20 protein-coding genes and 1 riboswitch are annotated in these 23,568 nt (G+C 57.8%); of the genes, 9 read left to right on the forward strand and 11 right to left on the reverse strand.

All coding sequences use genetic code 11. From position 1 onward, the window contains the following. Position 1 precedes the first annotated feature (1 nt). Genes mraY through mraZ form a run of 7 tightly spaced genes read right to left on the reverse strand, consistent with a single transcriptional unit; the run spans position 2 to position 7,433 of the window. Positions 2-1,084, reverse strand: a complete 1,083-nt coding sequence (gene mraY, locus ACL2XP_RS21610; protein WP_413735251.1) for a phospho-N-acetylmuramoyl-pentapeptide-transferase — start codon at positions 1,082-1,084, stop codon at positions 2-4. Then, positions 1,078-2,451, reverse strand: a complete 1,374-nt coding sequence (gene murF / locus ACL2XP_RS21615; RefSeq protein WP_413735252.1) for a UDP-N-acetylmuramoyl-tripeptide--D-alanyl-D-alanine ligase — start codon at positions 2,449-2,451, stop codon at positions 1,078-1,080. The genes mraY and murF overlap by 7 nt, the downstream gene beginning before the upstream one ends. After that, positions 2,448-3,935, reverse strand: a complete 1,488-nt coding sequence (gene murE, locus ACL2XP_RS21620) for a UDP-N-acetylmuramoyl-L-alanyl-D-glutamate--2,6-diaminopimelate ligase (protein ID WP_413735253.1) — start codon at positions 3,933-3,935, stop codon at positions 2,448-2,450. The genes murF and murE overlap by 4 nt, the downstream gene beginning before the upstream one ends. Further along, the gene (locus ACL2XP_RS21625) at positions 3,922-5,685 is read right to left on the reverse strand and encodes a peptidoglycan glycosyltransferase FtsI (protein ID WP_413735254.1); all 1,764 of its coding nucleotides are present in this window, start codon (positions 5,683-5,685) and stop codon (positions 3,922-3,924) included. The genes murE and ACL2XP_RS21625 overlap by 14 nt, the downstream gene beginning before the upstream one ends. A gap of 25 nt (positions 5,686-5,710) precedes the next feature. After that, positions 5,711-6,031, reverse strand: a complete 321-nt coding sequence (gene ftsL, locus ACL2XP_RS21630; RefSeq protein ID WP_413735255.1) for a cell division protein FtsL — start codon at positions 6,029-6,031, stop codon at positions 5,711-5,713. Then, positions 6,028-6,972, reverse strand: coding sequence for a 16S rRNA (cytosine(1402)-N(4))-methyltransferase RsmH (rsmH, locus tag ACL2XP_RS21635; protein WP_413735257.1), 945 nt, complete (start codon positions 6,970-6,972; stop codon positions 6,028-6,030). Before rsmH ends, ftsL begins: the two co-directional genes overlap by 4 nt. Positions 6,973-6,974: 2 nt before the next feature. Further along, a complete protein-coding gene (mraZ, locus tag ACL2XP_RS21640) occupies positions 6,975-7,433 on the reverse strand; it encodes a division/cell wall cluster transcriptional repressor MraZ (RefSeq protein ID WP_413735258.1) in 459 nt (152 codons plus the stop codon). A gap of 876 nt (positions 7,434-8,309) precedes the next feature. On the opposite strand from mraZ, the gene ACL2XP_RS21645 reads away from it, so the two are divergent. Continuing rightward, entirely contained in the window at positions 8,310-8,753 is a 444-nt protein-coding gene (locus ACL2XP_RS21645; RefSeq protein ID WP_413735259.1) for an L-alanine exporter AlaE, read from the forward strand. A 79-nt stretch (positions 8,754-8,832) separates the two neighbouring features. On the opposite strand, the gene cra is transcribed toward ACL2XP_RS21645, so the two are convergent. From cra to ilvI, 3 genes are all read right to left on the reverse strand, one after another. Then, a complete protein-coding gene (cra, locus tag ACL2XP_RS21650) occupies positions 8,833-9,837 on the reverse strand; it encodes a catabolite repressor/activator (RefSeq protein WP_413735260.1) in 1,005 nt (334 codons plus the stop codon). Positions 9,838-10,104: 267 nt separating this feature from the next. After that, positions 10,105-10,602 (reverse strand): acetolactate synthase small subunit, encoded by a 498-nt coding sequence (gene ilvN, locus ACL2XP_RS21655; RefSeq protein ID WP_413735261.1) that lies wholly within the window; start codon positions 10,600-10,602, stop codon positions 10,105-10,107. 2 nt (positions 10,603-10,604) lie between these two features. After that, entirely contained in the window at positions 10,605-12,323 is a 1,719-nt protein-coding gene (gene ilvI, locus ACL2XP_RS21660) for an acetolactate synthase 3 large subunit (RefSeq protein ID WP_413735263.1), read from the reverse strand. A 582-nt stretch (positions 12,324-12,905) separates the two neighbouring features. On the opposite strand from ilvI, the gene leuA reads away from it, so the two are divergent. From leuA to leuD, 4 genes are read left to right on the forward strand one after another with little or no spacing between them, the layout of a single operon-like run. Then, on the forward strand, positions 12,906-14,483 hold the full coding sequence (leuA, locus tag ACL2XP_RS21665; RefSeq protein ID WP_413735265.1) for a 2-isopropylmalate synthase: 1,578 nt from the start codon (positions 12,906-12,908) through the stop codon (positions 14,481-14,483). Positions 14,484-14,485: 2 nt separating this feature from the next. Further along, on the forward strand, positions 14,486-15,577 hold the full coding sequence (gene leuB, locus ACL2XP_RS21670; protein ID WP_413735267.1) for a 3-isopropylmalate dehydrogenase: 1,092 nt from the start codon (positions 14,486-14,488) through the stop codon (positions 15,575-15,577). A 5-nt stretch (positions 15,578-15,582) separates the two neighbouring features. After that, complete coding sequence (leuC, locus tag ACL2XP_RS21675; RefSeq protein WP_413735269.1) at positions 15,583-16,983, forward strand: 3-isopropylmalate dehydratase large subunit; 1,401 nt, start codon at positions 15,583-15,585, stop codon at positions 16,981-16,983. Positions 16,984-16,995: 12 nt separating this feature from the next. Beyond that, entirely contained in the window at positions 16,996-17,598 is a 603-nt protein-coding gene (leuD, locus tag ACL2XP_RS21680) for a 3-isopropylmalate dehydratase small subunit (RefSeq protein WP_413735270.1), read from the forward strand. A gap of 239 nt (positions 17,599-17,837) precedes the next feature. Here the strand turns inward: leuD and sgrT are convergent, their stop codons facing one another. Then, the gene (gene sgrT, locus ACL2XP_RS21685) at positions 17,838-18,011 is read right to left on the reverse strand and encodes a glucose uptake inhibitor SgrT (protein WP_413735271.1); all 174 of its coding nucleotides are present in this window, start codon (positions 18,009-18,011) and stop codon (positions 17,838-17,840) included. 94 nt (positions 18,012-18,105) lie between these two features. Between sgrT and sgrR the strand changes: the two genes are divergently transcribed. From sgrR to thiQ, 4 genes are all read left to right on the forward strand, one after another. Continuing rightward, the gene (gene sgrR, locus ACL2XP_RS21690; RefSeq protein ID WP_413735272.1) at positions 18,106-19,767 is read left to right on the forward strand and encodes an HTH-type transcriptional regulator SgrR; all 1,662 of its coding nucleotides are present in this window, start codon (positions 18,106-18,108) and stop codon (positions 19,765-19,767) included. Between the two features lie 72 nt (positions 19,768-19,839). Next, positions 19,840-19,957: riboswitch (TPP riboswitch) on the forward strand. Positions 19,958-19,999: 42 nt separating this feature from the next. Then, on the forward strand, positions 20,000-20,980 hold the full coding sequence (gene thiB / locus ACL2XP_RS21695; RefSeq protein WP_413735273.1) for a thiamine ABC transporter substrate binding subunit: 981 nt from the start codon (positions 20,000-20,002) through the stop codon (positions 20,978-20,980). Next, positions 20,977-22,566: a thiamine/thiamine pyrophosphate ABC transporter permease ThiP gene (thiP, locus tag ACL2XP_RS21700; RefSeq protein ID WP_413735274.1), complete on the forward strand. Its 1,590-nt coding sequence runs from the start codon at positions 20,977-20,979 to the stop codon at positions 22,564-22,566. The genes thiB and thiP overlap by 4 nt, the downstream gene beginning before the upstream one ends. Next, complete coding sequence (gene thiQ, locus ACL2XP_RS21705; protein ID WP_413735276.1) at positions 22,550-23,254, forward strand: thiamine ABC transporter ATP-binding protein ThiQ; 705 nt, start codon at positions 22,550-22,552, stop codon at positions 23,252-23,254. The genes thiP and thiQ overlap by 17 nt, the downstream gene beginning before the upstream one ends. Positions 23,255-23,568 lie beyond the last annotated feature (314 nt).

Below are 23,568 nucleotides of genomic sequence, written 5' to 3' on the forward strand. Positions count from 1 at the left end.
ATTACCGTACCTTAAGCGTCGCCAGTCCAATCAGGACCAGCATTAGCGAAATTATCCAAAAGCGCACGATCACGCGCGGTTCCGGCCAGCCTTTCAGTTCGTAATGATGATGAATCGGCGCCATGCGGAAAATCCGCTGGCCGCGCAGTTTAAACGAACCCACCTGCAAAATGACCGACATGGTTTCCATGACAAATACCCCGCCCATGATCACCAGCAGGAACTCCTGGCGCAGCAGGACGGCAATAGTGCCAAGCGCGCCGCCCAGGGCCAGGGAACCGACATCCCCCATAAAAACCTGCGCCGGATAAGTGTTGAACCAGAGAAACCCCAATCCGGCGCCGACGATGGCGGTACAGACAATCACCAGTTCCCCCGCGAAGCGGATATAGGGAATATGCAGATAATTGGCGAAATTCATATTACCGGTGGCCCAGGCCACCAGCGCCAGCCCGGCGGCGACGAACACCGTCGGCATTATCGCCAGGCCGTCCAGCCCGTCGGTCAGGTTGACCGCGTTGCTGGTGCCGACGATAACAAAATAGGCCAGCAACACGTATAGCAAGCCCAGTTGCGGCATGATGTCTTTGAAAAACGGCACCACCAGTTGGGTGGCGGGCGTGCCCTTGCCCACCGTGTACATGGTGAACGCCACCGCCAGCGCAATCACCGACTGCCAGAAATACTTCCAACGGGCAATCAGTCCCTTGGTATCCTTGCGCACCACCTTGCGGTAGTCATCGATAAACCCCACCACGCCGTATCCCAGCAATACGAACAGCACGCACCAGACATACGGGTTGGACGGATAGGCCCACATCAGTACCGAAATCGTAATGGATGTGAGGATCATCAGCCCGCCCATGGTGGGGGTGCCGCGTTTGCTGAAATGGGACTCCGGCCCGTCGCTGCGCACCACCTGGCCGATTTGCAATTTCTGCAACCAGGCGATCATGTGCGGCCCCATCCATAACGAGATAAATAATGCAGTCAACAGACTGACAATGGCGCGGAACGTCAAATATGAAAAGACGTTAAAGCCCGAATAAAATTGGACCAAATGTTCGGCCAGCCAGACTAACATGTTGCTTTCTCCTGTAACGCATGTACTACCTGCTCCATCGCGGAACTATGTGAACCTTTGACTAATAGGGTAATTACCGCATGCTCAGACAGTAACTGCGTCAGACGGGAAGTCAGCGACGCCTGATCCTGAAAATGTTCGCCCCGGCCGCTGGCCTCGCCGATAAACCGGCTCAGCGTCCCGACGCTTAATACTTTATCGATGCCCGCCATACGAATGGCATCGCCTACCTGGCGGTGGCACTGCACCTCCTCATCCCCCAGTTCCGCCATATCGCCCACCGCCATCACCCGGTAGCCGGGCATCTCGGCCAGCACCTGCGCGGCGGCGGTCATCGAACCGACATTGGCGTTATAGCTGTCGTCCAATAATAACTTGCCCTCGCCCAGGGTGATGGGGAACAGGCGCCCCGGCACGGCGGTTAACCGGGACAGACCGCGGCTGACCGCCTCAAGGGTGGCGCCCACCGCCAGCGCCAGTGCGCTGGCCGCCAGGGCGTTGGCCACATTGTGGCGCCCCGGCAGCGGCAGTCGCACCTGGCATGCGCCCAGCGGCGAATGCAGGGTGAAATCCACCCCGGCATGGGATGAGGCGATATCGCTGGCATAAAAATCCACCGCGGCGCCTTGCTGCGGCGAGAAACGCCACACGTCTTTATGTTGCAACAGGGTTTGCCAGTGGGGCCAGTCGTGGCTATCGGCATTGATAATGGCGCGGCCGTGCGGCGGCAGGCTGCCGAAAATCTCGCCTTTGGCCTGGGCCACGCCGCTCAGCGAACCGAACCCGGCCAGATGGGCGGCGGAGAGATTGTTGACCAGCGCCGCTTCCGGGCGCACGAGATCGGTCGTATAGGCAATCTCGCCGATATGATTGGCGCCGAGCTCGATAACCGCGAAATCATCCGCGGGCGTCAGTCTCAACAGCGTGAGCGGCACGCCGATATCATTATTAAAGTTACCGTCGGTATACAGCACCTGACCGCACTGGCGCAGAATGGCGGCGGTCATTTCCTTGACCGAGGTTTTACCCGAGGAGCCGGTGAGCGCCACTACCCTGGCGGGCACCTGTAGGCGCACCCAGGCGGCGAGCAGCCCCAGGGCGCGGCGGGTATCGGCCACCAGCAGCTGCGGCGCATCCACCGGTAAGCGCTTACTTACCAATAGCGCCGCGGCGCCCGCGCTCACCGCCCGATGGGCGAAATCATGGGCGTCGAAGTTCTCCCCGATCAGCGCGATGAACAGGCAGGCTTCGCCGATGGCGCGCGAATCGGTGGACACGGCGCCCACGGTGGTATCAAGGGCGGTGCGCGCGCCGATGAATTCGGCGTTGAGCAGCGGAGCGAGGTCGCGCAGGGATACGCTAATCATGCGATGGCCCCCAGCAAGCGCGCCACGGTAGTGCGATCGGAGTAATCCAGCCGCCGCTGGCCGATCAGTTGGTAATCCTCATGGCCTTTACCGGCCACCAGCACCACATCCTGTTCCCCGGCCTGCATAATCGCGCTGGTGACCGCTTCGGCCCGGCCCGGGATGACCGTGGCCCCGCCCGCATTCAGCAAACCCGCCAGGATATCATCAATAATCGCCATCGGCGCTTCGCCGCGCGGATTGTCATCGGTAATCACCACCCGGTCGGCGTACTGCTCGGCAATGCCGCCCATCAGCGGGCGCTTGCCTTTATCCCGATCGCCGCCGCAGCCGAACACGCACCACAGTTTGCCATGGCAGTGCAGACGCGCCGCCGCCAGCGCTTTTTCCAGCGCATCCGGCGTATGGGCATAATCCACCACGACGGTAGGCTTGCCGGGCGCATGGAAAACTTCCATGCGCCCGCATACCGATTGCAGCATGCCGGCGGTCCGCGTCAGGGTTTCCAGAGGATAGTCCAGCGCCAGCAGCGTGCCGAGGGCCAGCAAGAGATTGCTGACGTTGAACTCGCCGATCAGGCGGCTTTTAATCCGCCCCGGGCCCCAGCTGGAATCGAAATGGATATCCACGCCGGTATTATGATATTGCACGTCGCCGGCCAGCAGCCAGCGGGCGGGCCGGGGTTGCGGCAGGCGGCCGTTCATGGCCACCGCCACCGCGTCCGGCAACCGGGCCAGCCAGCGCTGGCCCACCGCGTCATCGGCGTTGATAATGCGCTGTCCGACCTTGTCATCGGCGAATAATTGCCACTTCGCGGCTTCGTAATGCGCCATGTCTCCGTGGTAATCGAGGTGATCGCGGCTCAGGTTGGTGAAGGCGGCGGCGGCGAAATGCAAATCAGCCACCCGATGCTGCACCAGGCCGTGGGACGAGACTTCCATGGCGGCGAACGTCGCCCCCTGGCCCTGCAAGTGATGCAGCATCTGCTGGATATCGATGGCCGAGCCGGTGGTATTCTCCGCCGCGATGATTTGGCCGAACAGGCCGTTGCCCACGGTACCCATCACGGCGCTGGTTTCGCCCAGCAACTGCGTCCACTGCGCCAGCAGATGGGCCGTGGTGGTCTTGCCGTTGGTGCCGGTCACGCCAACCAGCCGCAGCGCCTGGGAGGGCTGATGGTAAAAACGGCCGGCCAGGGCCGACAGGCGCTGATTAAGCCCGCTAAGATAAATTACCGGGACGCCGTGCAGTTCGCGCAGCTCGCCGTCCCGCGCCTCGCCGTCCGCTTCGGCCACCACGGCGGCCACACCTTGCGCAATAGCCTGGGGAATATAGCTGCGCCCGTCTGCTTTATGGCCGGCGATAGCCACGAACAGATCGCCGGCGGCCGCGGTGCGGCTGTCAAGCGTCATGTCCCGAAGTCTCAGCTCCGGCGCCGAAGGCACCCAGGGAGCGAGCAATTCGCGCAAATTAAGATCGGTCACCTGATCCCTCTTTTAATTTAATAGCCATGTCATTGTTATCTCCGGTGGGAAGTGCATCCGGTTCCACGTTCATTGTGCGCAATACGCCGCCCATAATGGCGCCAAACACCGGTGCTGAAACCGCACCGCCGTAATACTTGCCGGCCTGCGGGTCGTTGATGACCACGACCAGGGCAAACCGGGGCTGGCTGGCCGGCGCGACGCCGGCGGTATAGGCGATGTATTTGTTGATATATTGGCCGTCGGGCCCGACTTTTTTGGCCGTGCCCGTTTTAATGGCGATACGATAACCTTTGATGGCCGCCTTGGTGCCGCCGCCGCCGGGCAGCGCGACGCTTTCCATCATATGCACCACGGTGCGCACCAGCGGTTCTGGGAATACGCGCTCGCCCGCCACCGGCGGGTCGACTTTGGTTATCGACAGCGGGCGCAGAATGCCCAGGCTGCCCACCGTTGCATAGACACGCGCTAACTGTAACGGCGTTACCATTAGCCCGTAGCCGAAAGAGAAGGTGGCCCTCTCTATGTCAGACCACCGTTGTTTATGGGGAAATAAGCCACTGCTTTCTCCGACCAACCCCAAATTGGTCGCTTTACCCAAACCGAAACGCGAGTAAGTATCTACCAGCGCCGAGGAGGGCATCGCTAACGCCAGCTTGGATACGCCGACGTTACTCGATTTTTGCAAAACCCCGGTGAGGGTCAGCTCGGAATAGCGGGCCACGTCTTTGATTTCATGGCCGTTAATATAATAAGGCACGGTGTTGAGCACGCTATTTTCTTTAATCACGCCGCGCTGCAGCGCGGTCATGACCACCATCGGCTTCACGGTGGAACCCGGTTCGAAAATATCGGTAATGGCGCGGTTGCGCATCACATCTTTGGTGATGCCCAGCTTGTTGTTCGGGTTGTAGGAGGGACTGTTGGCCATGGCCAGCACTTCGCCGGTATTCACATCCACCAGTACGGCGGTGCCGGACTCCGCTTTATTAAACGCCACCGCATTGTTCAGTTCGCGATAAACCAGCGCCTGCAGCCGTTCGTCAATGCTCAGCACCAGGTTATGCGCCGCCTGGCTGTCCACGGTGGAGATATCTTCGATCACCCGCCCGAAGCGGTCCTTGCGCACCGTCCGCTCGCCGGGCTGGCCGGTAAGCCAGCGGTCAAAGCTTTTTTCCACCCCTTCGACCCCCTTGCTGTCGATATCGGTCACGCCGATAAGATGGGAGGTAACCTGGCCGGCGGGATAGTAGCGCCTGGATTCCTGGCGCAGATAGATGCCCGGCAGCTTAAGCTTATGGATGTAATCGCCAATCGCCGGATTCACCTGGCGCGCCAGATAAACAAAACGTCCTTTGGGATTGGCATTGATGCGCGTGGATAACTGATCGAGGGGGATGGACAATGCGTCGGACAACGCTTTCCAGCGGCTGTCCACGGAGATGCCGCCGTGCTCGTTAAGCTCTTTCGGGTCGGCCCAGACGGCATTTACCGGCACGCTGACCGCCAGCGGGCGGCCAGCCCTGTCGCTTATCATGCCGCGCGCGGTAGGCACTTCCTGCACGCGCAGCGAGCGCATATCCCCTTCGCGCACCAGCATGTCCGGATTAATCACCTGCAGATAACCGACCCGGAATACCAGGCCCAGCAACGCCAGTAAAATACAGCCGCACAACAACGCAAAACGCCAGCTGACAAAGCTGGCCTGATCTACATAGCGTTTCAATTTTATCGCTCGCGCGGCTTTCATCTAATTTTTATGTTTTCCGTTGGCGTTAAGGTTGAACCACAATATTTTCCTGTGAAGGATCGACGTGTTGCATCATTAATTTTTCGGTAGCGAAGCGCTCTACGCGGCTGTGATCGCCGAGCGCATTTTCTTCCAGGATCAGGTTGCGCCATTCGATATCAAGCGCATCGCGTTCTAATACCAGTTGCTCGCGCTGGGCGGTCAGGCGCCGCGTTTCATGCGTGGTCGTCACCACCAGAATCGCCGACACCAGCACGGCGATCAGCAAAATCACCGGTATCTTGCCTTTGCGCAGCAGGTCGCCGCCGATCACGCCGACCAGTCCGTGGCGTTCGTTGCCCATCATAGCGGCAGCTTCTCGGCAAAACGTAAAACCGAACTGCGGGCGCGAGGGTTTTCCGCCACCTCGTCTTCGGAGGGCTGCATTTTCCCCACCGGTTTAAGCTGGGCCTTGCCGCCCTGCTCGGCGATTTGCGCTTCGGTGAGCGGCATGCGCGCCGGCACCCGGGGGCCGCGGCTATGGTCGCGGATAAAACGTTTGACCAGCCGGTCTTCCAGCGAGTGAAAGCTGATCACCGACAGGCGGCCGCCGGGTGCCAGCACGCCCAGCGCGCCGTCGAGGGCGCGCTCCAGCTCTTCGAGCTCGCTATTGATATAAATCCGGATCGCCTGAAAACTGCGGGTGGCCGGATGCTTGTGCTTCTCGCGAAACGGGCTGGCGTTGACGATAAGCTCGGCCAATTCATGGGTGCGGGTCATCGGCGCCTGCTGGTTTTTTTCCACGATGGCCTGGGCGATGCGCTTGGCGAACCGTTCTTCGCCAAAGGTCTTCAACACCCAGGCAATATCGTCGGCATCCGCCTTGGCCAGCCATTCGGCCGCGGACAGGCCGCGGGTGGTATCCATGCGCATATCCAGCGGGCCGTCGCGCATAAAAGAAAATCCGCGTTCCGGATCGTCGAGCTGCGGCGATGAGACGCCCAAATCCAGCAGGATGCCGTCGATACGGCCGTTGAGCTCGCGCTCGTCCATATACTCCGCCATGGCGGAAAACGGGCCGTGGATGATGCTGAAACGGGGATCGTCGATCGCCCGTGCGGCTTCAATGGCTTGTGGATCGCGATCAATAGCCAGCAGCCGTCCCTCCGCCCCCAATTGAGACAGAATGAGACGTGAATGACCACCGCGCCCAAACGTGCCGTCAATGTAAGTGCCATTGGGGCGCAGGTTCAGGCCGTTTACCGCTTCGTCCAGCAAGACGGTGGTATGTTGATAAGTTTCTGCCATAGCTATAGTGACAAGTCTTGTAGTCGCACAGACAGTGGTTCCTGTGCCGACAATTCAGCGTCTATATCGTCCTTGACTTGTTGATACCAGGTCTGTTCATCCCACAACTCAAATTTATTGAATTGTCCAACCAGCATCACTTCTTTGGTAAGTCCGGCGTGGAGCCGTAAGGTCTGCGCGATCAGTAGCCGGCCGGCGCCATCCATCTGACATTCGCTGGCATGGCCCAATAACAGGCGCTGAACGCGGCGTTCAGCAGGATTCATGCTAGACAGACGGGACAGTTTCTGTTCGATGATTTCCCATTCAGGCAATGGGTAAAGCAACAGGCATGATTGGTGGAGGTCAATGGTACAGACCATTAACCCTTCCGTTTCCTCGATCAGCTTTTCCCTGTAGCGGGTCGGCACGGCAAGCCTGCCTTTGCTGTCGAGATTTACCAACGTAGCCCCACGGAACATAGGTCGATTTACCCCCGAAAAACCCTTTTCACCACTAAACCCCACTTATTCCCACGCAAAAGAGTGTACGAATGGTATTAAAACATTGTCAAGCAACTAACGAGGAAGAATGGGATTATTTGCGCATGGATTAAGAAACTCGGGGGGGAATAAGTTGTAGATGGATAAAAAAGTATACAAATAACATCATGATATTCATAAATGTGGTGTTTTGATTAAAATTTAGCAAATTTTTGATATTAGCCGAAACCGGCTTCGGAAAGAGGCCGCGCGCGTTGCATACATGATTATACGCCTAGTGCCGTGCGGCTCTCAATCGCCATGTGCGCGCGATCGGCGGAGGTTTTGTTCCTGCACGAGTTTTTTTTAAACGGCCCGCCATAACGCAAATCAACATTGCCGCTGAAATATAATCATCGTGGCGGGTAATAAAATTTACCTCCGCTTTTATTTACCGATGCAACTGGCGATTTTCTCTGCAATTAAAAATGCGAATGTCCAGCGTAATTAGCCAATCCGGAATATTCCTAGTCATTACTAAAAGCAGGGTAATAGCTGAATTATCATTTCATCCTCCATAAGCATCGCCGTGACGGCGGCCAGCGTTTTTTATCTCATCCTAAATCAATTTATTGATTTTTAATGAATTAATCGTTTCAACCCTATGAAATAGCCCAACCAGCGGCCGTAGATAATTTTTTAAGCACAACGCGCTGAATACATCTTTAAAATAAAAACTATTCGCTAGTTAACTCCTAACAGGCAGTGATGTACTCTATGCACCATATAATATGCGTCATAAAACACTATGCAGTATGCATTAATTGCATCACCTAAGCATTTTTACCCTGTACCGTTCTGATGGAGTTACCCGTTATGTTTTCGCGCTCGTCCCGTTTACGCATGGCCGCGGCTGACACATTTGCATTGGTGGTATATTGTTTTATCGCGGGGATGGCGATCGAGATTTTCATGTCCGGCATGACCCTGCAACAGTCCTTATCTTCGCGCCTGCTGGCGGTACCGGTGAATATCGCCATCGCCTGGCCGTTCGGCCTGTATCGCGACGCGGTGCTGCGCCTGGCGCGCCGCCGCGGGCCGGATCAATTCTGGACGCGCAATATCGCCGACTTGCTGGCGTATGTCAGCTTCCAGTCCCCGGTTTATGTGTTTATCCTGCTGGCGGTTGGCGCGGATGGGCATCAAATCATTACCGCGGTGACATCCAATGCGATTGGTTCGATGATCCTGGGCGTGGTGTACGGCTACTTCCTGGAGTATTGCCGCCGGTTGTTCCACGTGGCGGGCTACGTTAACTAGCATTGCAGTATCGGCGCTAAATGAAAGGACACAGGCCCGGTGGTGAATACGCCCACCGGGCCTCTGCCATTCAGGGCCCTCAGGCCCGGCTAAGCGAACCGCGGCGAAACAGGCTACGCCTGATACGTGTCAGCCCCGGTTTCGGCCTGTGGGGCTCGTCCAGGCTTGCCAGCACCAGTTCCAATACCCGCTCTGCCACTTCACGGTGGCGCTGTGCCACCGCCAGCACCGGACACTCCAAAAAATCCAGCAGTTCATTATCGCCGAAAGTGGCGATCGCCAAATCCGCCGGCAGGCGGCCGCTGCGTTTGAGCGTCACGTCCATCACGCCTTGCAGTAGCGAGAACGATGTGGTGAAAATGGCCTGCGGCATCGGGTGGCTTTCCAGATACTGGCTGAACAGCGCCGCCGACGAGGAGCGTTCATAGCTATTGGCATAGAGGAAATCCGGCTGGCGCGGATCGTCGCCCCAACCTTGCCGGAAGCCTTGCTCGCGCAGGAAACTGACCGACAGTTCGGGCAATGCGCCAAGATACAGGACCGATTTGCCGGTAAAATGGCGCAGTTCGCGCGACAGCATTTCCGCATCATCCTGATCCGCGCCCACCACGCTGATAAAATGGTCGGGGTCGAGGGCGCGGTCCAGCGCGATAATGGGAAAGGGATCGGTGGCCCAGCGCTGGTAAAAAGGGTGCTCGGGCGGGAGCGCGGTGGAAACAATGATCGCATCGACCTGCCGTTGCAGCAGATGCTCGATGCAGCGCATCTCATTGTCCGGCTGATCCTCGGAACAGGCGATCAACAGTTGATAACCGCGCTGGCGGGCCTGGCGCTCCAAATAGTTGGCGATCCGGGTATAGCTGGTATTTTCCAGATCCGGTATTACCAGGCCAATGGATCGGGTTCTCCCTGCCCTAAGCCCGGCGGCCACCGCGTTAGGATGGTAGTTATGCTCCCGGACCACCGCCATCACTTTTTCCACGGTTTTATCGCTTACGCGGTATTGTTTCGCCTTACCATTGATCACATAACTGGCGGTAGTGCGCGAAACGCCGGCCAGGCGCGCGATTTCATCCAGTTTCACATAGACTCCTTGGCGCTGAAAGATTTAACAATTGCCCGAGATATCCATAGTCTCATCGGGGTATCTCGCTATGCTACAACTATCAGCACAAAACGCTAAGAAGTAAATACCGGGGAGGATTTTGCTGAAACGTTACAATTACCGGAGTTGAGGGAAATTGCGGCATGAAATCGGGGTAAACCACGAAAACGCGGCGCTGAAGCGCCGCGGTTGGAGAACATGGCTGAACCCAGCTGACCCGCACGCCGCCGCGGGCCAGGCAGACCGTCAGCGCATGACTTTATCGCCCCGGGCCAGGCCGACGATACCGGAGCGGGCCACTTCGACGATATCCCCCACTTCCCGGATAGTCGCCAAAAAGGCGTCCAGCTTATCGCTGGCGCCCGCCAACTGGACGGTATACAGCGAAGGGCTGACGTCGACGATCTGCCCGCGAAAAATATCCGCGCAGCGTTTCACTTCTTCGCGCGCGGAGCCGCTGGCCTGTACTTTAACCAGCATGATTTCCCGTTCCACGTGCGAGCCCTGGCCCTGGCCAAGTTCGCTGACGCGCAGCACATCCACCAGTTTATGCAGTTGTTTCTCAATCTGCTCCAGCACCTTGGCGTCGCCCATGGTCTGGATGGTCATGCGCGAGAGGGTGGGATCGTCGGTGGGCGCCACGGTAAGGCTTTCGATATTATAGCCGCGTTGCGCAAACAGGCCGATAACCCGCGATAACGCGCCCGATTCGTTTTCCAACAACACTGATAAAATCCGGCGCATGATCAGGTCCTCTCCGTTTTGCTTAACCACATTTCGTCCATGCCGCCACCGCGGATTTGCATGGGGTAGACATGTTCCGTGCCATCAACCATCACATCCACGAACACCAGCCGGTTCTTCTGCGCCAGCGCCTGGGACAGCTTGCTTTCCAGTTCGTCCGGGGTCTGTATGGAAATGCCCACGTGGCCGTAGGCCTCCGCCAGTTTGACGAAGTCAGGCAGCGATTCCATATAGGATTGGGAATGTCGGCCGGAATAAATCATATCCTGCCACTGCTTCACCATGCCCAGATAGCGGTTGTTCAGGCTGACCACCACCACCGGCAAGCCGTATTGCAGCGCGGTGGAAAGCTCCTGGATATTCATCTGGATGCTGCCGTCGCCGGTAATGCAGATCACCGTCTCGTCCGGCAGCGCCAGTTTCACACCCAGCGCGGCCGGCAGGCCGAAGCCCATGGTGCCCAACCCGCCTGAATTGATCCAATGGCGGGGTTCATCGAACGGATAATAGAGCGCGGCGAACATCTGATGCTGCCCCACGTCCGAAGTGACATAGGCCTTGCCGTCGGTAAGGCGGTACAGCGTCTCGATCACTTCCTGCGGTTTTATTTTGCCGCTGGCATGGTCATAGGCCAGGCAATGGCGGGCGCGCCATTGCTCGATATTCTGCCACCAGTCGCGCAGCGCATCGAAGGGCTGTTGGGTATCGCCCTGCTCAAGCTGCTCCAGCAGTTGGAACAGCACCTGGCGCGCGTCGCCGACGATGGGCACATCCGCCGTCACGGTTTTGGAGATCGACGCGGGGTCGATGTCGATATGCAATACCGTGGCGCCAGGGCAATACTTCAGCAAATTGTTGGTGGTGCGATCGTCAAAGCGCACTCCCACGGCAAAAATCACATCGGCCCCATGCATGGCCATATTCGCTTCATAGGTGCCGTGCATGCCCAACATGCCGAGACTCTGGCGATGCGAACCGGGGAAACTGCCCAGGCCCATTAACGAACTGACCACCGGCAGATTGAGTTTTTCAGCCAGTTGGCGCAATTCGCGATGGCAACCGGCGGTTATGGCCCCGCCGCCGACATACAGCACCGGGCGCTCGGCGGCCAGCAGGGTTTGCAATGCGCGCCGGATCTGCCCTTTATGGCCTTGTACCGTGGGATTGTAGGAGCGCAGGGATACCGAATCCGGGTACATATAGGGAAATTTATTGGCCGGGTTGACGATATCTTTCGGCACATCGATCACCACCGGACCGGGGCGGCCGGTGGAGGCTAAATAAAACGCTTTTTTCAGTATCCCCGGGATATCTTCGGTCTTTTTCACCAAAAAGCTGTGTTTTACCACCGGGCGGGAAATCCCCACCATATCGCACTCCTGAAAGGCATCGAAACCAATCAGCGAGCTGGCTACCTGGCCCGAGATCACCACCAGCGGGATGGAATCCATATAGGCGGTGGCGATGCCGGTTACCGCATTGGTCGCGCCGGGGCCGGAAGTGACCAGCACCACGCCCACTTTGCCGGTGGCGCGCGCATAGCCGTCGGCCATATGCACCGCGCCCTGCTCATGGCGCACCAAAATATGCTCGATGCCGCCCACCGTATGCAGCGCATCATAAATATCCAATACGGCCCCACCGGGATAACCGAATATATGCTTCACGCCCTGATCGATTAACGACCGGACTACCATCTCGGCTCCTGACAACATCTCCATGGGTTTGCCTCCAGGCTTACATAGGTTCTCCGGCAGCGGAACCGCGGCTGCCGTTTGACGATATAGGGAAGAGAAAAACTGCCCTGCATTATTTTTTGTTATTAATTTATGACCGGTAACGATAACGCCAGATGATGGGGCAGGCAAATAGCAAAAATAAGCACGCCCGACGCGGCGATAATTTTTACACTGGCAAACCCCGGATAATCGCTATAAAAGACTGCTTTGCACACCACCCCGCCACGGGTTAACTGCTTTGGCGGCTAATTACAGCACGTTAACATTACTGCCGTAAAATAGATAAATCCACGGGGCAATAAGCATTTTATATGAAATGTTGACATGTCCGCATGAATCCTGTACCTATAAATACATTCACTAATTCATGATCCGGGACGCCACGTTATTATGTTCATTTCTACCCGTCTACTAGGCCTACTACTACTCGCACCTTCGCTGCGCGGTATGCTGGTACACGGGGTTCAGAACTGACTCGGACGTCCCAGATAAAAAAACCCGCGCACTGCGCGGGTTTTTTTATGCCCGCAATGCGCGCCAGATAATAGGAATAGGATTTTAACCATGAGCCAACAAGTTATCATTTTTGACACAACTCTCCGCGATGGCGAACAGGCTTTGCAAGCCAGTCTGAGCGTGAAAGAGAAATTGCAAATTGCCCTGGCTCTGGAAAGAATGGGCATCGATGTGATGGAAGTGGGTTTCCCGGTGTCTTCCCCCGGCGATTTTGAATCGGTGCAGACCATCGCCCGCCAGATTAAAAACAGCCGGGTCTGCGGCCTGGCGCGCTGTGTGGAAAAAGATATCGACGTGGCCGCCGAAGCCCTGCGGGTGGCCGAAGCGTTTCGCATCCACGTATTCCTGGCCACCTCTACCCTGCATATCGAATCCAAGCTCAAACGCAGTTTTGATCAGGTCATGGAAATGGCGGTGCAGTCGGTAAAACGCGCGCGCAATTATACCGACGACGTGGAGTTCTCCTGTGAAGACGCCGGCCGGACCCCTATCGATAACCTGTGCCGCATCGTGGAGGCGGCGATTAACGCCGGCGCCAGCACCATTAATATCCCTGACACCGTCGGCTATACCACCCCCTTGCAGTTCAGCGGCATCATTACGTCGCTGTACGAGCGCGTACCCAATATCGATAAAGCCGTTATCTCGGTGCACTGCCACGACGATTTGGGCATGGCGGTCGGCAACTCCATCGCCGCGGTCCAGGCGGGCGCCCGGCAGGTGGAAGGCACGCTGAACGGTATCGGCGAACGCGCCGGCAACACCGCGCTGGAAGAAGTGATCATGGCGATTAAGGTACGCGCCGACATCATGGGCGTGCATACCAATATCAATCATCAGGAAATCTACCGCACCAGCCAGATCGTCAGCCAATTGTGCAACATGCCCATTCCGGCCAACAAAGCCATCGTCGGTTCCAATGCCTTTGCCCACTCTTCCGGCATCCATCAGGACGGCGTGCTGAAAAACCGCCAGAATTACGAAATCATGACCCCGGAAACCATCGGCCTGAAAGAAGTGCAGTTGAACCTGACGTCCCGGTCCGGACGCGCGGCGGTGAAGCATCGCATGCAGGAAATGGGCTATCAGGAGCAGGATTACAACCTGGACGAACTCTACGCGGCCTTCGTTAAGCTGGCGGATAAAAAAGGCCAGGTGTTTGATTACGATCTGGAAGCGCTGGCGTTTATCAGCAAACAGCAGGAAGAGTCCGAACATTTCCGCCTGGATTTTTTCAGCGTCCAGTCGGGTTCCGGCGATATGGCCACCGCATCGGTGAAATTGGCCTGCGGCGGGGAAATCAAATCCGAAGCCGCCACCGGCAACGGCCCGGTGGATGCGGTCTACCAGGCCCTGAATCGCATTACCGACTACCCCATCACCCTGCAAAAATATCAATTAACCGCGAAAGGCCAGGGGCGCGACGCCTTGGGCCAGGTGGATATCGTGGTGGAATATCACGGCCGCCGCTTCCACGGCGTCGGTTTGGACACCGATATCATCGAATCTTCCGCCAAGGCGATGGTGCATGTCATGAACAATATCTGGCGGGCGCAGCAAGTTGAAATTGAATTGCAACGCCTGCAGGGACAAAACAATAAACGGGATTATCAGGAAACGGTGTGAACATGAGCAAGACATATCATATAGCGGTACTGCCGGGCGACGGCATCGGCCCCGAAGTCATGGCGCAAGCCTATAAAATATTAGCCGCCGTGCGCGAACGTTTTTCACAGCGCATCAGCACCAGCGAATACGATGTCGGCGGCGCGGCCATCGACAAGCATGGCCATCCGCTGCCCGCGGCCACCGTCGCCGGCTGCGAGCAGGCCGATGCCATTTTATTCGGCTCGGTGGGCGGCCCGAAATGGGAACATTTGCCGCCGGCGGAACAGCCTGAACGCGGCGCCTTATTGCCGCTGCGCAAACATTTCAAACTGTTTAGCAACCTGCGTCCCGCGCGGCTCTATCCCGGCCTGGAGGATTTTTGTCCCCTGCGCGCCGATATCGCCGCGCGCGGTTTTGATATTTTGTGCGTACGCGAATTAACCGGCGGCATTTATTTCGGCCAGCCCAAGGGACGCGAAGGCAGCGGCATGCATGAGCGCGCGTTCGACACCGAGGTGTATCACCGTTTCGAAATCGAGCGTATCGCCCGCATCGCCTTTGAATCCGCCCGCAAACGCCGCGGCGCCGTCACCTCCATTGATAAAGCCAACGTGCTGCAAAGTTCGATCCTGTGGCGCGAAATCGTCAATGAAATCGCCCAGGATTACCCGGATGTGGCGCTGTCGCACTTATATATCGACAACGCCACCATGCAGTTAATCAAAGACCCGGCGCAGTTCGATGTGCTGCTGTGTTCTAATTTGTTCGGGGATATCCTGTCCGACGAATGCGCCATGATTACCGGCTCCATGGGCATGCTGCCTTCCGCCAGCCTGAACGAACAGGGTTTTGGCCTGTATGAACCCGCGGGCGGCTCCGCGCCGGATATCGCCGGCAAAAACCTGGCCAACCCGGTGGCCCAGATCCTGTCCACCGCCCTGTTGCTGCGCTACAGCCTGAGATTGGACGCCGCCGCCGCCGCCGTGGAGCAGGCGGTGAACCATGCGCTGGAAGCCGGCTACCGTACCGCCGATTTGGCGGGCGACGGTAAGGCGATTGGTACCGATGAAATGGGTACCATCATCGCCGGTTATATTACTCAAGGGGCATAAATAGTATGGGCAAGTCGTTATATCAAAAATTATATGATGCGCACGTTGTCGTAGAGGCAACCGATGAAACGCCGCTGTTATACATTGATCGACACCTGGTGCATGAAGTCACCTCTCCCCAGGCATTTGACGGCCTGCGCGCCATGGGGCGGCCGGTGCGCCAGCCATCGAAAACCTTCGCCACCATGGATCATAATGTCTCCACCCAAACCCGGGACATTAACGCCAGCGGAGAAATGGCGCGCATCCAGATGCAGGAGCTGATCAAAAACTGCGCGGAGTTCGGCATCCAGCTGTATGACCTGAACCATCCTTATCAGGGCATCGTCCACGTGATTGGTCCCGAGCAGGGCATGACCCTGCCGGGCATGACCATCGTTTGCGGCGACTCGCATACCGCCACGCACGGCGCTTTCGGCGCGCTGGCTTTTGGCATCGGCACCTCGGAAGTGGAGCATGTGCTGGCCACCCAGACCCTGAAACAGGGCCGGGCCAAAACCATGAAAGTGGAAGTCACCGGCAACGCCGCCGCCGGCATTACCGCCAAAGATATCGTGCTGGCGGTGATCGGTAAAATCGGCTCCGCCGGCGGCACCGGCCATGTGGTGGAGTTTTGCGGCGCGGCGGTAACGTCCCTGAGCATGGAAGGCCGCATGACCTTATGCAACATGGCGATCGAGATGGGCGCCAAAGCCGGTCTGGTAGCCCCTGACGACACGACTTATGCCTATTTGCAGGGCCGCCAGTTCGCGCCCAAAAGCGATAACTGGCTGGAAGCCATCGCCTATTGGAACACCCTGAAATCCGACGACGACGCCGTATTCGACAAGGTGGTTACCCTGCCTGCCGAAGATATCGCGCCGCAGGTGACCTGGGGCACCAACCCCGGCCAGGTCATCGCCATTAACCAGATAATTCCCTCCCCCGACTCCTTCAGCGATCCGGCGGAGCGCACATCGGCGGCCAAGGCGCTGGCCTATATGGATTTGCAGCCGGGCATCCGCCTGACCGATGTCGCCATCGATAAAGTCTTCATCGGCTCTTGCACCAATTCCCGTATTGAAGATCTGCGCGCGGCGGCGGCGATCGCCAAAGGCCGGCGGGTCGCCACCGGCGTACAGGCCATCGTGGTGCCGGGTTCCGGCCCGGTTAAAGCCCAGGCGGAGGCGGAAGGCCTGGACAAGATCTTTTTGGAAGCCGGTTTTGAATGGCGCTTACCTGGCTGTTCCATGTGCCTGGCGATGAATAACGACCGCCTGAATCCCGGCGAACGTTGCGCCTCCACCAGCAATCGTAACTTTGAAGGCCGACAGGGCCGCGGCGGCCGGACGCATCTGGTCAGCCCGGCCATGGCGGCGGCGGCGGCGGTAACCGGTCGTTTTGCCGATATTCGCGACTTGAATTAAGGGAAAAGCATCATGGCAAAATTTACGCAACATACCGGGCTGGTGGCGCCGTTGGACGCCGCGAATGTGGATACCGACGCCATCATCCCCAAGCAGTTCCTGCAAAAAGTCACCCGGACCGGTTTCGGCCAGCACTTATTTAACGATTGGCGTTTTCTCGACAATGCCGGCCAGCGGCCCAACCCCGATTTTGTGCTGAACCAGCCGCGCTACCGCGGCGCCAGCATTTTACTGGCGCGGGAAAACTTCGGCTGCGGGTCGTCGCGCGAACATGCGCCCTGGGCGCTGGCCGATTACGGTTTCCAGGTCGTCATCGCCCCCAGCTTCGCCGATATTTTTTATGGCAATAGCTTTAACAGCCAATTGCTGCCCATTGCCCTGCCGGCGGCGCAGGTGGATGAACTGTTCGCGCTGGTGGCCGCCCATGAAGGCGCGACGTTCACGGTCGACTTGGAACGCCAGCAGGTGATCGCCGGCGATAAGACCTATCCGTTCGAGATCGATGCCTTTCGCAAGCACTGCATGGTTAACGGCCTGGATAGCATAGGCCTGACGTTGCAGCACGATCGTGCGATTGCGGATTATGAAGCGAGCCAGCCGGCGTTTTTGCATTAAGCGAACGGGGCGGTTCCCAAAAGCGGGGGCGCTCCGGGTAATTAATAAAGGCACGGTGCAAACCGTGCTTTTTTATGATTGATCCGGGGTGGGGGTTGCGGCTATCGCCATAAAAAAAGCCGGGGAGCCAGGCCCTCCGGCAGGTGAATAGCACCATTACTCAGAATTTACGTTTATCACAGCAGCGACATCCTTATCGTTGCTTCATACCATGGACGCCAAACGCCGTATCAGCCGCGCTACGTCCAGTGCTGGTATTCTTCATCGGACAAGGCGGCAATCTGCCACTGGGTGACCTGCAATAACAGGGCCATCCGCCGCGCGTTCACGGCCTGCCCGCGGCTGGTGCCGCTCCCATTGCCGATAGCGGCCAGGTAGCGCTGGTAAAATTGACGCAAAACGGCGGTTTTCATCGTTCTCCCTCCAGCCTGCCCTTTCGATAAAACCAGTATCGGCTTATTATACCGGAAGAAAAACAGATGACTTTGCCGGGAGACTTCCTCTTTTATGGCTTCGCCGCGCCTACAACAGCAGTTCATCCGCCTGTGGCAAAGTTGCCAGGGGCAGCCGCAGGACACCACGCTTGAAGAACTGGCGCATACCCTCAGTTGTTCCCGCCGCCATGTCCGATCGCTGCTGAAAACCATGCAGGAACGGGGCTGGCTGGAGTGGCAATCCGTCGCCGGCAGGGGCAAACGCTCCCACCTGACCTTCATGTATACCGGCCTGGCCTTGCAGCAGCAGCGGGCGGAAGACCTGCTGGAGCAGGATCGCATCGATCAATTGGTCCAGTTGGTGGGCGACAAAGAGGCGGTACGCCAGATGTTGCTTTCCCATTTGGGCCGCAGTTTTCGTCAGGGCAAGCATATTTTGCGGGTACTGTATTACCGGCCGCTGCTGAATCTGCTGCCCGGCACTCCCCTGCGGCGTTCGGAAAACCATATAGTCCGGCAGATTTTCAGCGGCCTGACCCGGATAAATGAGGAAAACGGGGAACTGGAACCGGATCTGGCCCATCATTGGCAGTTAATATCGCCGTTGCACTGGCGCTTTTACCTGCGCCCGGCCATTCACTTTCATCATGGTCGGGAGCTGACCTGCGAGGACGTGTGTCTTTCGCTGCGGCGTCTGCAAGAGCATGCGTTATTCCGGCATATCGCCGGCGTACGCTCCCCCACCGCCAACACGATCGATATTACCTTATCCGCGCAGGATGACTGGCTGCCCTGGCTGCTGGGCAGCGTGCCGGCGATGATTTTGCCGCAGGAGTGGCCGACGCTGCCGGAGTTTGCCCATCGCCCCATCGGCACCGGGCCGTATGCGGTAATAGACAACCGGCAAAGCCTGCTGAAGATCGGGGCCTTTGATGACTATTTTGGCTATCGCGCGCTGATCGATGAAGTGAATATCTGGATTTTGCCCGATCTCAGCGCCGAAATCAGCTATTCGGGGGTGCAGCTCCAGGGGGATAATAGCGGCCATGACCCCCTGGAAACGCGGCTGGAAGAGGGCTGCTATTTCCTGTTGTACGACCAGCGCTCGCCGCTGATGCAAAACGCCGAAATACGCCGCTGGTTAAGCGAAAATATCGATCCCATCTCCATGCTCACCCAGGCCGGGCCGTCCTATCAGCATTACTGGTCGCCGGCATACGGCATCCTGCCGCGCTGGCATCACGCCCGGGTGGCCAGCCCATGCCCCAAGCCGGCGGGTTTAGACCGGATCACCCTGACGGTCTACCATGCCCATAGGGAATTCGATGATTTATGCCGCGCGCTCGGCGAAGTGCTCGCGCGCCTGGAAATCGAACTGGTGGTCAATACCGTGGATTATAACACGTGGCACGATGGCGATGGCGAGAGCGATATGTGGCTGGGCAGCGCCAATTTTTATTTGCCGCTCGATTATTCGCTGTTCGCCACCTTTTACGAATTACCGCTGATGCATCATTGCCTGCAGGCCGATATACAACCGGAGCTGCTTGAATGGCGGCAAAAACGGCTGTCGCTGGCGGAATGGTGCCGCACGCTGGTCACCGGCTATCATCTGCACCCGCTATTCCACCATTGGCTGATCCTGCAGGGCCAGCGCAGCATGCGCGGTATCCGCATGAACACCCTGGGCTGGTTTGATTTTAAATCCGCGTGGTTTGCGCCGCCTGACAATTGAGCGCCCGGCCATTCTCCCTGCCGGCAAAAGGGTAACCATGGTCAGAAAGCCATAAAACCATTACAATCAAAATTGTTCTCAACGGGGTGCGATACTTCCGGCGCGGCGACGCATGGAAGGCAAGCTGAGAGTATACCCGTCGAACCTGATCCGGTTAATACCGGCGAAGGGATTTGAGAGTGTGCCTTAGCGCCTCAAAAACCTTTGCCGCCTTTTTTTTCAGGAGCGCAAAGTGTTAAAAAAATGGTTACCCTGCCTGTTATTAATTGCCGCCGCCCCGGCGCTGGCGAAACCCGTATTGACGGTTTATACCTATGATTCTTTCGCCTCCGAATGGGGCCCCGGCCCGGCAATCAAAACCGCTTTTGAAAAAGAGTGCGGCTGCGAGCTGAAATTCGTGGTGCAGGAAGACGGCGTGGCGCTGCTTAACCGACTGCGCATCGAAGGCAAAAACAGCGGCGCGGACGTGGTACTGGGCCTGGATAATAACTTGCTCAAAGCCGCCGCGGATACCAAGCTGTTCGCGCCCCATAACGTGGATACCGCCAAGCTTACCTTGCCTGACGGTTGGCAAGACGCTACTTTCCTGCCTTATGACTACGGTTACTTCGCGTTTGTGTATGATAAAAACAAGCTGAAAAACCCGCCGAAAAGCCTGCACGAGCTGATAGACGGCCCCGCTGCGCTGAAAATCCTTTATGAAGATCCGCGCACCAGCACTCCCGGATTGGGCCTATTGCTGTGGGTACAAAAGGTCTATGGCGACGATGCGCCCCAGGCCTGGCAAAAACTGGCCAAGAAAACCGTTACGGTACCCAAGGGCTGGAGCGAAGCGTACGGCCTGTTCCTGAAAGGGGAAGCGGATATGGTGCTGAGCTACACCACATCGCCGGCCTATCACATTGTGGAAGAGAAGAAAGATAATTACGCGGCCGCCGCCTTCAGCGAAGGGCACTATCTCCAGGTGGAAGTGGCCGGACAGCTGGCCGCCAGTAAAAACCCCGAACTGGCCCAGCAATTCATGCGTTTCATCGTCACCCCCGCGTTCCAGCAGACCATCCCCACCGGCAACTGGATGTATCCGGTAATCAACACCCCGCTGCCGGCCGGATTTGATCGGTTACCGTCCAAAACGCTGGCCTTCCCCCCTGACCAGGTCGCGGCGAAACGCGGTGACTGGGTCCAGAGCTGGTTACGCGCCGTTAGCCAATGATTCCACGCTGGTTATGGCCCGGGCTGTTGGCGGCGCTGGCATTGGCGGCCATCGCCCTGGCCGCCGTCGGCGCGCTCTGGCTCAATGCGCCGCAGCAATACTGGCGGGCCTGGTGGTCCGATAGTTATCTGTGGCATATCTTGCGCTTTACCTTCTGGCAGGCGCTGTTATCGGCGCTGCTATCGGTAATCCCGGCGATCTTTTTGGCGCGGGCGTTATTTCGCCGGCGCTTTCCGGGGCGCGCGCTGCTGCTGCGTTTTTGCGCCATGACGCTGGTGCTGCCGGTGCTGGTCGCCGTATTCGGCATCCTCAGCGTTTATGGCCGCCAGGGCTGGCTGGCCTGGCTTTGCGCCTGGCTGCATATCCCCTACCATTTCTCGCCCTACGGCTTGCAGGGCATCCTGCTGGCCCACGTTTTTTTTAACTTGCCCCTGGCTACCCGTTTGCTGTTACAAGCGCTGGACGGCATTCCGGTGGAACAGCGTCAATTAGCCGCCCAGTTGGATATCAGCGGCTGGGCTTTTTTCCGGGTGCTGGAGTGGCCCTATTTACGCCGACAGCTGCTGCCCGCGGCGGCGCTGATTTTTATGCTGTGCTTCGCCAGCTTCGCCACCGTGCTGTCATTAGGCGGCGGCCCGCGGGCCACCACCATTGCCCTGGCCATCTACCAGGCGCTGAGTTATGACTATGATCCCGGACGCGCCGCCATTCTGGCGCTGGTGCAGATGATCTGTTGCCTGGGACTGGTGTTGTTCAGCCAGCGTCTGACCAAGGCATTTCCCGTGGGCGCCAGCCATTTTGCCCAATGGCGCAATCCCGATGATAACCGGCTGCGTCAATGCACGGACGTCGTGGTCATCGGTATGGCGCTGCTGTTATTGGTGCCGCCCCTGCTGGCGGTGCTGGCCGGCGGTATCAATCAGGGGCTGGCCCGGGTGCTGGCCCAGGAAGCCTTATGGTCGGCCCTGCTGATATCGCTGCGCATCGCCGTCGGCGCCGGACTGCTGTGCGTGGCGATCGCCCTTATGCTGTTGTGGAGCAGCCGCGAGCTGCGGCTTCGCCAGCGGCTGTGGGCGGCGCAAATCATCGAAGTCAGCGGCATGCTGATCCTGGCGATGCCGGGCATCGTGCTGGCCACCGGTTTTTTTTTACTGGTCAGTAATAGCGTCGGCCTGCCGCAATCCCCCTATGCTTTAGTGATCGTGACCAATGCGCTGATGGCGATACCCTATGCCCTTAAAATATTGGAAACACCGATGCTGGATGTGGCGGAGCGTTATAATCGCCTCTGCCTGTCGCTGGATATACGGGGGCCGTCGCGTTTACGCCTGGTGGAGTGGCGGGCGCTGCGCTTGCCTATCGGCCGCGCCATGGCATTCGCCAGCGTGTTGTCGGTGGGTGATTTTGGCGTGGTGGCGTTATTTGGCAATGAGCATTTCCGCACGCTGCCGCTGTATCTTTATCAACAAATCGGCGCCTACCGCAGCCAGGACGGGGCGGTGACCGCCCTGTTTTTGCTGCTGCTGTGTTTTGTATTGTTTACGCTTATCGAAAAACTATCGGGCCCCCATGATAAAACTGGATAAAGTAACCTACCTCTACCAGCACCTGCCCATGCGCTTTGAGCTGGATGTGGCGGCGGGAGAAAGGGTGGCTATCCTCGGCCCCAGCGGCGCGGGCAAGAGCACCCTGCTAAGCCTGATCGCCGGTTTTTTGCCGGTGCATAGCGGCCGCATAAGCTTAAATGGCGTTGACCATAGCGCCACGCCGCCCGCCCGGCGGCCGGTGTCGATGCTGTTTCAGGAAAATAACCTGTTCGCCCATCTTACGGTCGCGGAAAATATCGGACTGGGTCTGCATCCCGGCCTGAAACTGTCCCCTGCCCAGCGCGCCACCTTGCAGCAGGTGGCCGAACAGGTGGGGCTTGAGGAATTTCTACCCCGGCTGCCGGGACAGCTCTCCGGCGGCCAGCGCCAGCGGGCGGCGCTGGCGCGCTGCCTGGTGCGGGACCAGCCCATCTTGTTGCTGGATGAACCGTTTTCCGCGCTGGACCCGGCGCTGCGCAACGACATGCTGCTGCGGGTACAAGAAGTGTGCCGGCAACGGGGATTGACCCTGATGATGGTTTCCCATAATTTGGACGACGCCGTACGCATAGCGCCACGCACCCTGCTGGTGGTGGATGGCCGGATTTATTACGATGGCCCCACCCGGCGGCTGGTTAGCGGTGAAGCCCCTGAAGCGGGGATATTGGGTATCACGCAGGTAAAATAGATCTCCGCAGCGGCAATGCCCATTTTTAAAGGGCAATATCGCGGCATGCCAATTTTTGATATATATTAAACTGGCCTAATATGGAATAATGAATCGGTTCAAGAATGTATCCCTTGAGCCAGAAGATGGCATTACGCATCGTAAATTACTTAAGTCAAATGGCGAAAAACAACATTCATGAGTAATATCACGTTTATGTGATAAGGATACTTTATTATGCCGCTTAAGAGGGCACACTGAATGCCTAAAAAATTTACAATTTACGGCATGGCCTGACAATTATATTATTAATTTTTCTGACGTTTCGTGCTCAT

This window comes from Sodalis sp. RH21 (genome assembly GCF_047324175.1).
GTDB lineage: Bacteria > Pseudomonadota > Gammaproteobacteria > Enterobacterales > Enterobacteriaceae > Acerihabitans.